This window comes from Mucilaginibacter corticis (genome assembly GCF_007558865.1).
Classification (GTDB): Bacteria; Bacteroidota; Bacteroidia; order Sphingobacteriales; family Sphingobacteriaceae; genus Mucilaginibacter; species Mucilaginibacter corticis.
This window is the reverse complement of the sequence record NZ_VLPK01000001.1, coordinates 1447215-1460760: the sequence shown is the minus strand read 5'-3', so window position 1 is coordinate 1460760 and position 13546 is coordinate 1447215. Positions and strand designations below refer to the sequence as shown.

8 protein-coding genes are annotated in these 13546 nt (G+C 45.1%); 3 read left to right on the top strand and 5 right to left on the bottom strand.

Annotated features, from left to right (window positions below):
* Window positions 1–116: 116 nt before the first annotated feature.
* Window positions 117–446 (top strand): hypothetical protein, encoded by a 330-nt coding sequence (locus FO440_RS06245; protein WP_222103934.1) that lies wholly within the window; start codon window positions 117–119, stop codon window positions 444–446.
* Between the two features lie 10 nt (window positions 447–456).
* On the opposite strand, the gene FO440_RS06240 is transcribed toward FO440_RS06245, so the two are convergent.
* Complete coding sequence (locus FO440_RS06240; RefSeq protein WP_222103933.1) at window positions 457–3039, bottom strand: glycoside hydrolase family 38 C-terminal domain-containing protein; 2583 nt, start codon at window positions 3037–3039, stop codon at window positions 457–459.
* A 489-nt stretch (window positions 3040–3528) separates the two neighbouring features.
* Between FO440_RS06240 and FO440_RS06235 the strand changes: the two genes are divergently transcribed.
* Window positions 3529–6270: a PQQ-dependent sugar dehydrogenase gene (locus FO440_RS06235; RefSeq protein ID WP_144247350.1), complete on the top strand. Its 2742-nt coding sequence runs from the start codon at window positions 3529–3531 to the stop codon at window positions 6268–6270.
* Window positions 6271–6427: 157 nt separating this feature from the next.
* Here FO440_RS06235 and FO440_RS06230 read toward each other — a convergent pair whose 3' ends face one another.
* Complete coding sequence (locus FO440_RS06230; protein WP_144247349.1) at window positions 6428–6775, bottom strand: hypothetical protein; 348 nt, start codon at window positions 6773–6775, stop codon at window positions 6428–6430.
* Window positions 6776–6873: 98 nt separating this feature from the next.
* On the opposite strand from FO440_RS06230, the gene FO440_RS06225 reads away from it, so the two are divergent.
* Window positions 6874–7764, top strand: a complete 891-nt coding sequence (locus tag FO440_RS06225) for a hydroxypyruvate isomerase family protein (RefSeq protein WP_144247348.1) — start codon at window positions 6874–6876, stop codon at window positions 7762–7764.
* Window positions 7765–7848: 84 nt separating this feature from the next.
* Here FO440_RS06225 and FO440_RS06220 read toward each other — a convergent pair whose 3' ends face one another.
* The 3 genes from FO440_RS06220 to FO440_RS06210 form a co-directional block, all read right to left on the bottom strand.
* A complete protein-coding gene (locus FO440_RS06220; protein WP_144247347.1) occupies window positions 7849–10986 on the bottom strand; it encodes an efflux RND transporter permease subunit in 3138 nt (1045 codons plus the stop codon).
* A 101-nt stretch (window positions 10987–11087) separates the two neighbouring features.
* Window positions 11088–12065, bottom strand: a complete 978-nt coding sequence (locus FO440_RS06215; protein WP_246104181.1) for an efflux RND transporter periplasmic adaptor subunit — start codon at window positions 12063–12065, stop codon at window positions 11088–11090.
* 146 nt (window positions 12066–12211) lie between these two features.
* Window positions 12212–13435, bottom strand: coding sequence for a TolC family protein (locus tag FO440_RS06210; RefSeq protein ID WP_186292580.1), 1224 nt, complete (start codon window positions 13433–13435; stop codon window positions 12212–12214).
* Window positions 13436–13546: the final 111 nt, after the last annotated feature.

The window sequence follows — 13546 nt, the reverse complement described above, 5'->3', positions numbered from 1 at the left end:
AAGATGCTTCTTTGCGCTCATGGCCTTTTGCCCGGCAGTACAGGTAAAACCTCGGGCCGCGCCTCTTTTGCCCCGCTGTCGCACCCACAAATCCCATGCTTCAACAAAACCTGCGAATGCCCGTTCCAGCACACAAGCCCATCATTGTTTTACCTTCCCTCATCCGAAGCTTTTTTGCTGACATTTCGTTTTTAACAACAATTTTTTATCTGAATAAAATTCAAAAAAAAGAAACGCAAATGCCTGTCAGGGCGCGCGGCCGGGAGTCTGGCCTGTGGAGTGGCAGCGATCGTCCTGACTTGATTTTTGGGTTACTTTTGTATCAAGACAAAAGTAACAGCCATCCGGCGGCAATTGAGCCGGGGCAAGCCATGCGCGGAAATGGCCTAATACAGCGCAAGTTGTTTAGCGGACAGGCTTACAGAAGAACCCTACTTATGCTTTAATATATGAAGATTATTTAGCCCTCACATTACTAAACCTAACCGTCCTAATCCCAAACCTCGGCATAGCAATACTTATACTCGTAGCATTACTATCGCTTTTATTCCTGCTTAATTTTTGCACCACATCCCCTTTTAAATCAACTTCTGCAATATCGTCTGCAAAAGCATCAAGGATTATCTTTTTAGATTTTGCATCGCCTTCAGCATTAAAAAGACGCACCAGCAGGTCCTTGCCCGACCGTGTGACAGACGAAACCTCTAAACCATTACCCACTATGTTTACCAGCGAGCGGTTCATGTCGGCTGTTGATGGAGTACTGCCCATAGCGGTAGCATACAAAGGCTCATTAAACTTGTCCTCCTCTGTCCAGATGCCTGCCTTGTCCCATTTACCGGTATGGGGTATCAGCGCATAACTCATGTCGGTTGCGTATCTAAGCGTATAATTGCGCCCCCACAAACCAACGCCCGAGTAGGCTATATCCAGCCCTAACGGAAAATCTGCGCCATGCGTGTAATTGGTTGTATGATCGGTTAGCATGGCCATGCCGTAGGTATTATTGGCATCTGTAACATCAACCCAATTTAGCACCACGTTATTCTTAATGCTGTCCCAACGGGTAAAAAAGGTGTTGTCCAGTTTGCTTTCGGTCACATCAAAGGGCGCGTTTTTATAAACCTTTTGCCCTTTAAGGTTTAGCGGGAAAAGCGCCAGCAACTTATCACGATCGTCATAAAAAGCTTTTTTCAGCGATGTCGCATCATACTTATCCTGCCCGTATGCGTTGCCAATGCCCGGATTGTTTGACCAGCCAATTTTTAATTCAAAGTCAATGCGTTGCTGGCCTTGTGTAAAGGATATCAGCTGTATAAAAACATTACCGGCTATGTTACCAAATACCTGCAGCGTTACCCTTGCCGGTCCGCTTTCCGTTACCGTAACCTTGGCCGGCTGTGCAGCGCTCGATTTAAAGCCGCCATCTTTAAAAAAGTTGCCGCGCAGCTCATTAAACCTGCGCGCGTTTGCCTGATCGACAAATTCTTTATTATTTAATTTTTTAGCGATAAGGCTGGTAATGGTGCCGCCTTTCGCCGGGTCTATAATGGCAGTATACAGATCGGTTTCCACCTTAAACGTGCTATCCGGTTGTATTAAAACCTTAGCCCCTATTTTTGTGGCTCGTTTAGTTTTTTGAAGACGATAGGTAGCATAACCCATTGGCGGTACTTCTGCCTTAAATAGCAAGGCTCCTCCATTTATTTGAGTTAAAAGTTCATTGCCTTTATCATCAACCACAGCCAGGTTTTCATCCCAGCCCATAGGTTTAGGCACCCAAACTACTTCATTGCGCTTAACGCCTACGGTATTGAATACACGGATACATTTTCCGGGTTCAAATATAGTACCCCCATTAATGGTATTGGTTGATGCCACCAAAATACTATCTGTTTTTTTGTCAGCTATGCCTGTCCATGTTACCACCTTATCAGCCCAGGTATTGCCCTGCCCCATATTATAGGGCACTATCCAGCAATCATGGTGCTGCGACAGGAGCAGGCGTGTCCATCCTTCATCAAAGGCAGCTTTGGGCCATGGTGCGTTTTTATATACCGAGGCCATTGCTGCAATTTTTTCGGTGGTTACCAGTTTGTTCTCGGTTTCTCTTACCTGCTGCGCTATGCGCTGTAGTATCTGCGATCCCCAAACCAGGCTGGTCAGCACATCTTCCTGCGAGAATTTCCAGTTTTCTGTTGGTATTTTGATGGATGAGTTGTCAATGTAATCTGTCCAGGTTTTATAAATCGTTGGCTGGTAGCCGCCTGTCCCATTGCCAAGGTACGGGCCGCCTTTCCAGCCTGCATCCTGCAGTACAAAACCGGCCGGGTGTTTTATGCCGGCAGTAAAAGCGGCGTTCATAAATAGCTTGCTGTTGCTGTTGCCAATGGTTTCCCAGGTCGAGCCGGGTTTTAACGCTTCAATGGCATAGCGCGGTACGGTTGGCAGCGCTGTACCGTCTGGGCCTATCCAGTTTACCAGCTCGCCGCCATGCGCGCGGGCATAGCCGCCCCAGCAGGTGTTAGGGTTTTTTAACGAGGCATATTTATAGCCGAATGACTTTAAGATTTGCGGCAGGGCGCTGGTAAAGCAAGGCTCTTCTGACGAGTAGGTGGTAAAAACCGCCGTAGGGAAATGTCGGCGCAGCGTTTCCATGCCGTATGCCAATTGCCTGATAATGCTTTCGCCGCTGATGTTGTACATATAGCTTTGGCCATAAGCAGGGCTGACGTACTCAATACGCCGGCCGGCTATCGACTGATCGGCAAACAGGGCCTGGAAAGCTTTGTAGCCCTGCTCGTCCTTCGCTTTTGCCATGTCCCAGGTTTCGGGCTCAATTTCCAGGTTGATCTTCCAGTCGGGGTGCGCCTTTAGCTGGTCTACAATAAAGCTGGTATAATTTACCGGGTAGTGGCCCCAAAAACCACCGTGGTAACCGTCAATAAAGTAAGCGGTTTGCTGTGAATAACCGGTACTTACAAACCCCAACAGGAGTGTTGCTGCTAAAAATATTTTGATGATGATTGCCGGGCGCATAGGTGGTTTTGTTTGGTAGGCCAAAATAATGTTTTATCGCAGCTTGCCAATGTAAAAATGGTGGGGCAATGTTTGTTTTAGTGATCAGGAAAATCAATAATACCCCAACTGGTCGAAGTTTAGCGACAGCGTAAATCGTCTTATTATGTAGCAAGCCTTCTGCTTGCATACGCCTTACATAAACATTAATTAAAAATATGGTGGCGCTATATTGTCAGAAATCAAACACTAAAAAAACAACTTAAAAGTCATTAAATCTGTACCAAACTGTATCATGAAACCCGTATTAGTAAATTAACTATTTTATTATCAATGCATTGCAAAAACAGGTATATCAACTATTCCACTTGTCACACACTCGCGTGGTACAGCCTACCACCATCATAACATTTTGCTTACAAAGCCCTGTTTACCAATATGTGTTGCAAATAGGCGTTGATGTGTTAAGGGGCAATCCTTATATTTACCGCCCGTACAACCATTAAAATTATGTTTATAAATAAACCCATATTTAAAATAACTGCTTTATTACTGGTCTTATCTGTCGGGCTGTTACTGGCCTTTATGGTAGATGTGCCCAGGAAGCCTGACGAGAGCCGCTTTACTCCTGTTGCGCTTACCCGCCCCGGCGACCTGGACGAGCCAAACACCTTCGAGGTGTTGAGCGACGGCCGCGTATTGATCAGCGAGCGTAAAGGTGCCATAAAACTGTTTGATCCTATTACGCAAATGACCAAAACTATTGCCACCCTGCCGGTTAACACCAAATACACCAGTGCAAAAGGCAAGGTTACCGAGGCCGAAGAAGGTTTAATGGGCCTGACTGTTGATCCTGACTTTAACAAGAACCACTTTATATATACTTTCTACTCGCACCCGACAGAAAAGATATGGATGCTTACCCGCTGGAAGTTTGAGAACGATGCCTTGGTTGCAGGTTCAGAAAAGACAGTGCTTGAGTTTGAATCTCAGCGCGAAACCTGTTGCCATACCGGCGGCGGTATGACCTGGGATGCCAAGCATGACCTGTACCTTACGGTTGGTAACAATACCGGCGCGCTGCTGTCGTCATCAACCGACGAGCGCCCTGATAAAGTGCACTGGGACGATCAGCGTGGTACAGCTAATACCAATAGCCTGTTAGGTAAGATCTTAAAGATCCACCCTGAACCTGATGGCAGCTATACTATCCCGGCAGGAAACCTGTTCCCTAAAGGAACACCTAAGACCCGCCCTGAGATTTACACCATGGGCCACCGTAACCCGTGGAGACCGTCTATCGACAGCAAAACAGGATGGTTATACTGGGGCGATATCGGCCCTGATGCTACCGAAGACAGCGACCTTGGCCCAAAAGGCTATGATGAGCTGAACCAGGCACGCGCGCCCGGCTTTTTTGGCTGGCCATACTTTGTTGGCCCTAATGCCGCTTACCCTATTTACAACTATATTGACGGCGATACCGGCCCTGCTAAGGACCCTAAAAAGCCCATCAATAACTCGGTTAACAACACCGGTTTAAAAGAATTGCCGCCTGTTGCCCCGCCGTTTATATACTATCCTTATTCGGCATCTACAGAGTTTCCGTTGGTGGGTAGCGGCAGCCGCAGCTCGGTTGGCGGGCCTATTTATCACCGCTCCGACCGCCCGACTGCAAAACGCCCATGGCCTGCTTATTATGAAGGTAAATGGCTGGCTACAGACCTTGCCCGTGGCTGGATCATGGCTATATCCATGAAAGCTAATGGCGATTACCTGGGTATGGAGCAATTCTTGCCGACCTATCACCCTATCGAGCCTATCGACATGAAATTTGGCCCGGATGGCGACCTGTATGTGTTAGAATATGGCAGCGTTTGGTTCGGTAAAAGCGATAACGCTAAACTGGTACGTATTGAATATAACGCTGGTAATCGTAAGCCAACTGTTGTGGCATCAACCAACAGGCAGGGCGGCACTGTTCCGTTAAAGATAACCCTGTCATCAGCCGGAACGTCTGACGCGGATGGTGATGCTTTAAAATACAGCTGGAAAGTGACCTCTCCAGGCGCGCAACCAAAACTATATCCAACGGCTAACCCTGCCATCACGCTTACAAAAGCCGGCGTTTATATGGCTACTTTAACGGTTACGGATTCGCACGGTGCGAAAAACAGCAAGTCGGTAAAGATCATAGCCGGCAATGAGGCTCCGGAGGTAAAGGTCGACCTGTCAAGCAATACCTCATTCTACTTTAACAATAAGCCTTTCAATTATACAGTTAGTGTTTCTGACAAAGAAGACGGTAGCCTTGCAGCCGGAACTATTACCCCTGCACAGGTGTCTATGAGTATCAACTACACGTCAGAAGGGTTTGATTACGTACAGGTAGCGCAGGAGCAAAGCAGCGTTGACGCGTCGACCCAATTTGCGGTTGCCCGCACCTTAATAGGCAATGCCGATTGTAAGAACTGCCACAGCGTTAACGCCGTGAATGTAGCGCCAAGCTTTACCGATATCTCAAACAAATACAAAGGCAACGATGCCGAGATAGAGCGCCTTGCACATGTTATCCGCGGCGGCGGTAGCGGGCGCTGGAACAGGCCTATCGCAATGCCGGCACACCCGGGCATTACGCTTAATGACGCGCGTACCATTGTAAATTACATTGTTAATGTAACCAATAACAACATTAACACCATGCCTGTAAAAGGCACTTATACACCAAAAGTTCCTGCCGATGATAACGGCAACGGAAGCTATATTATCCGTGCTGCTTACACCGACAGGGGTAACAAAAACATCCCGAAACAAACTACCGTGTCAACCATTATACTGCATAACCCTGTAGTGGGCGCGGCAACAGCACCTGTTATTAAAAACGCGTTTACCAAGGTGAATGGTTTGGATGGATCAACAAACGTAGTAGGCCGTAAAGATGGCTATGTAGAGTTTAAAAAGATAGACCTGACCGGCATTAAACAAATGGAACTGGCTGCTTATGCAACCGCTTTAGAGAATAACCCGGGCGGTACCATTGAGGTACATGCGGACAGCCCTACGGGCACGTTAATTGGCCAGGCTGCTTTTGAGCAACTGGATGCCAAACCAAAATCGCAAAACTGGGTAAAAACCGACGTTAAAGAAACTGCCGGTATACATGACCTGTATTTTGTGTTTAAAAACGATAAAGCCAAACCTATCGATGCGCTGTTGTTATTTAATGCGATAAAGTTTGAGGACGAAAAGTAGTAGCTCTTCATCAAAAACAAGCAAGGCCCGCCATTTGGCGGGCCTTGCTTGTTTTTATAAGGTTATAATAAAAGAGCGCGCTGTCCTGCTGAGCCTGTCGAAGTATAGCGGGTAAGGCCTTACGCTCGTCCTTCGACTGGCTCAGGATGACCCCTCTTTATTTCACTCGCTTCAACACTCCCTTAAAAGTAGTGCCCTGGAAACCCACGACAACACTCATTTTATCGCCGTCTATTTTTCCTTTAACGTATGATACCGCGAAGCCATTATAGGTAAAAGGTTTAAATACGATATCGTTGCCGGTTATCACACCATTTTTTAGGGGGATATCACCAATTTCGGTGTTGACAATGCCATTAACCGTACCCTTTTCTTCCTTCATATTTACAGTGACATCATACAATAACGCTATCGTACCAGACCACTTTCCGCTCGCGCCATCGGCATAAGCTATCGCGGTAGCAATTAAAACAACCAGTAACGACGCTAAAACACACTTCTTCATTTTTGCACTTTTGTCAATGATAGACAAAATTAAGATATTGGAGTTTAATGTATTTAAATTTTTATATAACTTAAATCAAAAAAACGTAATTTTAATCCATGAGATCATCACAAAACCGCCGGTCGGCTATTAAAAATATAATAGCAGGAACCGGGGCAGTTGCCGTTGGGGGCACACTATCTGCATTTACATCGCCAATGAACAAAAAGCATAAATTAAAAGGCAATATCAACCATTCTGTATGTCGCTGGTGTTTCCAGAATATAGACCTTGACACACTTTGCGGTGCTGCAAAAGGTATGGGCATGAAAGCCATAGACCTGATAGGGCCTGATGAATGGGCGATAGCCAAAAAGCACGACTTGTTTTCATCCATGTGCAACGGTCCGGGCGTAGCCATTACCTTTGGCTGGAACGATCCTGCAAAACATGAAAAACTGATCAAAGACTACAGCGACCTGATACCTAAAGTAGCGGCGGCGGGCTATAAAAACCTGATCTGCTTTAGCGGTAACCGCGAAGGTAAGGATGATGTAACCGGGCTGGATAACTGTGCAACCGGCCTTAAACAAATATTACCGCTTGCCGAAAAGCACGGCGTTGTACTTTGCATGGAACTGCTGAACAGTAAAGTTGACCACCATGATTACCAATGCGACCATACCGAATGGGGTGTGACGCTATGCAAGAAATTAGGGTCAGAGAACTTTAAGCTGCTGTACGATATTTATCATATGCAAATTGACGAGGGCAATGTGATTGCCAACATTAAGGCTAATCACCAATATCTGGCGCATTACCACGTGGCAGGCGTACCGGGCAGGCATGAGCCTAATGACACGCAAGAGCTGTTCTACCCAGCGATAATGAAGGCCATATTGGATACCGGTTTTAAAGGTTACGTCGCGCAAGAATACTTGCCAATAGTTCACGAACAGGATCAGCAGATAGCATCGCTTAAAGCATCAATGACCATTTGCGACGTTTAAGATATATCTGACTTTACTAAAAACACAAATGCCCCGGCTCTTACTACCGGGGCAATTTGCTTATTAAAACAACCCTAACTTACGTCAAGATTTTACGGCGCCTATTTTTGCCAACAGTTTCCTATTTTCGCGCTTGTGGATCAACCGGTGCACTAAGGCATATATAACCGGTAAGATCAATAATGTCAATATGGTGGAGGTGATTAACCCGCCTATCACTACTATTGCTAATGGTTTTTGTGTTTCGCTGCCAATACCTGTTGAGATAGCCGCCGGCATTAGGCCTATAGCTGCCATTAACGCTGTCATTACTACGGGGCGAACACGTGATATTACGCCATCCATAATAGCTTTATCCAGCGGCATGTGCTCTTCCAGGTTTTTGCGGAATACCGATATCAGGATAACCCCGTTCTGGATACAAACACCAAATAACGCGATGAACCCAATACCTGCCGAAATACTAAAGTTAATACCTGTAATGTGCAATGCCAGGATACCGCCTATCAGCGCGAACGGCACGTTCATGATAACCAGCACCGCGTCTTTTACATTACCAAACGTGATGAACAGTATCAGGAAGATAACCAGCAAACAGATAGGTACCACGTGTGCCAGTGTATTTGATGCACGGATCTGATTTTCAAACTCACCGTTCCAGGTAAATGAATAGCCGTTATCCAATTTTACAGCGTTGCCTACTTTTTGTTGTGCTTCGGCAATGGTACTTCCCAGGTCACGCCCGCGGACAGAGAATTTAACTGCTATATAGCGTGTGTTATTATCCCTGTAAATAAATGCCGGGCCGGTTAATGTGGTGATGTTTGAAATCTCCTTGATCGCAATTTTTGATCCGCTTAAGGTCGGGATCATCAGATTTTCAATTTTTGCCTGCGTGTTTCTAAAATCAGGCTGGTATCTTATCCTGATATCAAATTTGCGTTCGCCCTCGTAAAGTTCAGTCGCCGCTTTACCACCTATAGCCATTTCAATTACAGCGTTAGCATCGGCAGTTGATACACCATAGAGCGCCATTTTACGCTGGTCAAGCTCTATCCTGAATTCAGGCTGGCCTAAGTTACGCAGTACACCAAGGTCCTCAACACCCTGAACATGCTTGAGCACATTCATTACCGAATCAGCCTTTTGATCAAGCACGGTAAAGTCAGGGCCAAAGATCTTAACCGCCATTGATGCCGGTACACCCGCAACCGCTTCGGCAACGTTGTCTATAATGGGTTGTGAGTAGTTATAAATTATACCGGGGAACTGGCTCAGCTTTTTATCCATCTCTGCTATCAGCTCTTCCTGGGTGATGTGTCGTTTCCACTGGCTTTTGGGCAACAGGTCAACCTGGATCTGTACGTTAAAAAAGCCTTTGGGGTCCGTGCCGTCATTGGTGCGCCCTACCTGCGATAATGTTTGCTTTACTTCAGGGAAAGTCGACAGAATAGCACGCATTTTATTGGTCAGGTTAACCGAACTGTTTAATGATGTACTCATGGGCAGCTGGGCGGTAACCCATAATGCACCTTCATTTAACTGGGGTAAGAACTCTGTACCCAAAAATTTGGCAGAAAAGAAGGTTATCGCCATAAACGCGGTAGCTACCAGCAAGCTTAATTTTGATTTTCTGTAGGTGTAGGTAAACATGCGCCGTACCCCGTTTTCAAAAAACAGCACTACAACGTTATGCTTCTCGCGTACATTTTTATTAAGTAAGATACTTGATAAAGCAGGTACCAGTGTTAACGTAAATATCAAAGCGCCGATCAAAGCGAAGCCTAAAGTATAAGCCAAGGGCGAGAACATTTTACCTTCAACCTTTTGAAAAGCGAAGATGGGTATCAGGCAGGTAAGAATGATCAGCTTAGAGAAAAAGATAGCTTTACCCATCTCTGCACCTACATTTTTAAACAAGCCCAGTTTTGCCAGCTTGTTAAATTTCTCCATGCCCACTTCTATAGCCTTATGATCAAGTGCGACAAAGATCCCCTCGACCATTACCACGGCACCGTCTATGATGATACCAAAATCGACAGCACCCATCGAGAGCAGGTTTGCGCTCATACCTTTTAATCGCAAACAAATAAACGCGAATAGCAATGCCAGCGGAATAATAATGGCAACTATCAGCGTTGTGCGCCAATCGGCCATGAACAAAAACACAATAACGGTTACCAGCACAATACCTTCCAGTAAGTTATGGATCACCGTTTCGGTACAAAAATCCATCAGCGTTGTACGGTCATAGAAAGTGTCGATCTTTACATCCTTAGGCAAAATATGCTCATTCAGATCAACAACCTTAGCGCGGATCTTATCCAGCACTTCTGATGGATTTTCGCCTTTGCGCATTACAACTATACCTTCAATAACATCATTATGCTTGTCGCGACCAACCTGGCCAAGCCTTGGAAGGCCGCTCTCTTTGATCTCGGCAACGTCTTTGGCAAGTATGGGTACGTTATTTACATTTTTGATGATGATGTTCTGTATCTCATCGATATTGTTGATCAAACCAATACCGCGTACTACATAAGCCTGGTCATTTTTATCAATTACATCACCACCCACGTTAATATTACTGCGGTTTATGGCGTTATAAACGTCAAGCGATGTCAAGCCATATTTTTGCAGCAGCGCGGGGTTAACACTTACCTCGTAATCTTTTTCCTCGCCGCCAAAGCTGTTCACATCGGCAACACCCGGCAAAGATTTAAACTGGCGGTCAAGCACCCAATCCTGTATGGCGGTTAACTCATGAAGCGATTTGGTCTTGCTTTTTAAGGTATAGCGGTAAATTTCGCCAGTTGGGCCGTAAGGTGGTTCAACTTCTGGTTTTACACCATCGGGCAGGTCGGCATTTCCAAGCCGGCTTAATACCTGCTGACGGGCGAAGGCATCGTCTACGTCATCATCAAAAATGATACGCACATAAGACAGGCCGAATGACGACGTTGTACGCAGGTTGGCTTTTTTCTGTACCGAGTTAAGCACGGTTTCCATAGGTATGGTAACCATTTTCTCCACCTCCTCGGCGCTCCGGCCCGGCCACTGTGCAATGATAATGATCTGGGTATTGGTTACGTCCGGGAACGTTTCAATAGGGGTATTGCTGTAACTCCATACGCCTAAAACTACCAATACAGCGGTCATAAAGAACACAAAGTAGCGGTGCTTTAGCGAGAAGTATATTATATTTTTAATGAATCTATTCATTGTTCAGTATCAAGTATATAGTATCAGGTATTGAGATCATGAGCAAGTTATCAGGCAAAGTATCTTCTTGATACTAAGTACTTGATACTTGCTGCTTTTAATTAATCGCCCGTTATGGCGTCATATAAAAGCAACTGGTTTTTTGAGATCACCTTATCGCCGGGTTTTAAGCCTGACGCGATGTAAGACACATCATCAACCGTTTTGATGACACTAACCTCACGTACCTGCAAATCGCATTTACTGTTATAGATCACTACATAATTTTTGCTGCTGTCAAAAACAATAGCCTTTGCCGGTATTGAAACCGCCTGCGTGTTTTCGCTGTTTGTTACAACAACGTTGGTAAACATTTCGGGCTTTAACAGCATTCCCGGATTTGGCAGTGCTATTTTAACCTTCATTACTTTATTATCAGGGTCTAATACCGAGCTGATCTCGTTCACTTTACCGGTAAATACTTTGCCCGGGTAAGCTATTGTAGTAACCTTGGCGGTGTAACCGGTTTTTACTTTGCTGATGTCTGATTCAAAAACGTTAGCCCAGATCCATACATCCTGCATGTTTGAAATAGTGAACATGCTGCCGGCATTATCCTGGCGGATAAAGCTGCCTGCTGTTATATTTTTCTCTATCACGTACCCGCTTTCAGGTGCTTTAATTACCAATGAACCATTCTCGCTGGTATTGCCGCCGCCGTTAATGGTTAACTGTTGTTTAACCTTTCTGTTGGCAGCTACGGCCTTGTTATAATTCTCTTTTGCTTCAGTATAGTCACGCTCGCTCGAGATGCCGTTTTTGTATAACGATTCTGCCTGGTCAAGTTGACGTTTAGCAACTGCAACGTCTGACTGGGTAGACGACAGGTCGGTGTAATTACCGGCAACGTCGGCACTGCGCATAATTGCCAGTGTCTGGCCTTTGGTAACTTTATCGCCCAGTGATACTTTAACAGACACAACCTGCCCGCTTGAAAAAGGGAAAACCTTTACCACGTTATTATCATCACTTGATACCTCGCCCGAAAGGGTAAGCTCATCCTTCATTGTACTGGTCCTGGCAGTATCTATGGTGATCATTTTTTGTAATGAATCACTTATACATACCTGCTTGTTGTCCGGAGCCTCCGGCTGTTTTTGTTTGCACGCGGCTAAAAAAATTAATCCCGAGAGACCAATCAAAAACGTTTCTCTTTTCATTATTCTGTATCTTATCAATTTTAGTATTAAGGCTTTATTATGGTTGTCCCGGTGGCGAAATTTAAATCGGCAATAGCCTTTTGCAGATCATATTGCTGCTGCAATATTTTTAATTTGGTGTCTTTATAGGTATCAAAAAAGTCGACAAATTCAATTAATCCTATCTGTCTTTCTTTAAAGCTTTTAAGCATGCTGTTAAACAGTTTGTCATACTGCTCGTTAAAGGCGGTTTGCTGGGTTGAGAACATTTCCTGCGTTAACTCATATTGCCTTACGGCCGATACAACTTCATTTTTTAGTTGTGCCTCGTTTGCCTTCATGGTGCTTTCCTGACTTTTAAGCGTATAAGTTGCCGATTTGATATTACCCTGGTTACGGTTAAAAAAAGGCAGCGGCAAACCTATTTGTAAACCGTAATAGTTAGGGGCATAACTGCTGTTCTTGTCGTATGACAGGCCTACGGTAATATCCGGTGCGGCCAGTGCTTTCTGGTAAGCAAGATCATGCGTGGCCGAGTTAAACTGGTATTTATTTGATAAATAGTCGCCGCGGTTTGTTTTAGCCTGCTCGATCAAAGCTGGAATATCCAGCTTGATCGATTGGCTTGATTGACTACTTATAACAGGGGTAATGTACGTTGTTTCACTTGTTCCTAACAGGGTTTTAAGTTCGGTTTGCAGATCATTGATCTGCTTGCTGTTCTCTATCCTGTCGTTTTGAAGGCCAAATAACAATGCCTTTAGCCGTATCAGGTCTTTCATGGCAACGTTACCGGCATCAAATGCCTGCTGGATACCGTTAACCAGGTTAGATGCCGAACTGATCTCTGCCTGGTAAACCTTATCCTGTTCTACCAAACTGCCCAGCTGGCTAAAGTCCAGTTGCAGGTTGTAGCGCAGGTTGCGCATCAAGTCATTAAAAGCAGCTTCCTGCACCTGGGCGTTATCTTTGGCTACCTGTACCTGTTTGCCACGTTTACCGGCGGTGGTAAATACCTGGCTTAATTGTACAAATACCTGGCCCTGGCCTAAACTGGTGTTATGGTAAAAGAACTTTTTGCTGCCACCATCATATATGTTCTGATCTGTACTCAGTACAGGGTTGTCCCATAGTTTTGCCTGGCTGACCAATGCTTTTGATGCATCTATATTATATTTCTGGGCCAACAGGCTCAGGTTATTATCCAGGAAATGCTTTTCAGCATCCTGAAAATTTAAAGAAAGCGTATCAGCCTGTGCTTTTGCTTTCAAAGCTGTGATACAAAAAAAATAGGGTATAAGAAAAAGACCGATTTTAAAACGCATAGTTTATTTTAAACGTTCAAAATTAAACTATAACGAGAAGGGGAAAATTAGAATGGT

Excerpts from the sequence above, each read along its gene's own strand:
- FO440_RS06245 (WP_222103934.1), top strand. The coding sequence starts at position 117 with ATGCCCGTTCCAGCACACAAGCCCATCATTGTTTTACCTTCCCTCATC.
- FO440_RS06240 (WP_222103933.1), bottom strand. The coding sequence starts at position 3,039 with ATGCGCCCGGCAATCATCATCAAAATATTTTTAGCAGCAACACTCCTG.
- FO440_RS06235 (WP_144247350.1), top strand. The coding sequence starts at position 3,529 with ATGTTTATAAATAAACCCATATTTAAAATAACTGCTTTATTACTGGTC.
- FO440_RS06230 (WP_144247349.1), bottom strand. The coding sequence starts at position 6,775 with ATGAAGAAGTGTGTTTTAGCGTCGTTACTGGTTGTTTTAATTGCTACC.
- FO440_RS06225 (WP_144247348.1), top strand. The coding sequence starts at position 6,874 with ATGAGATCATCACAAAACCGCCGGTCGGCTATTAAAAATATAATAGCA.
- FO440_RS06220 (WP_144247347.1), bottom strand. The coding sequence starts at position 10,986 with ATGAATAGATTCATTAAAAATATAATATACTTCTCGCTAAAGCACCGC.
- FO440_RS06215 (WP_246104181.1), bottom strand. The coding sequence starts at position 12,065 with ATGATCACCATAGATACTGCCAGGACCAGTACAATGAAGGATGAGCTT.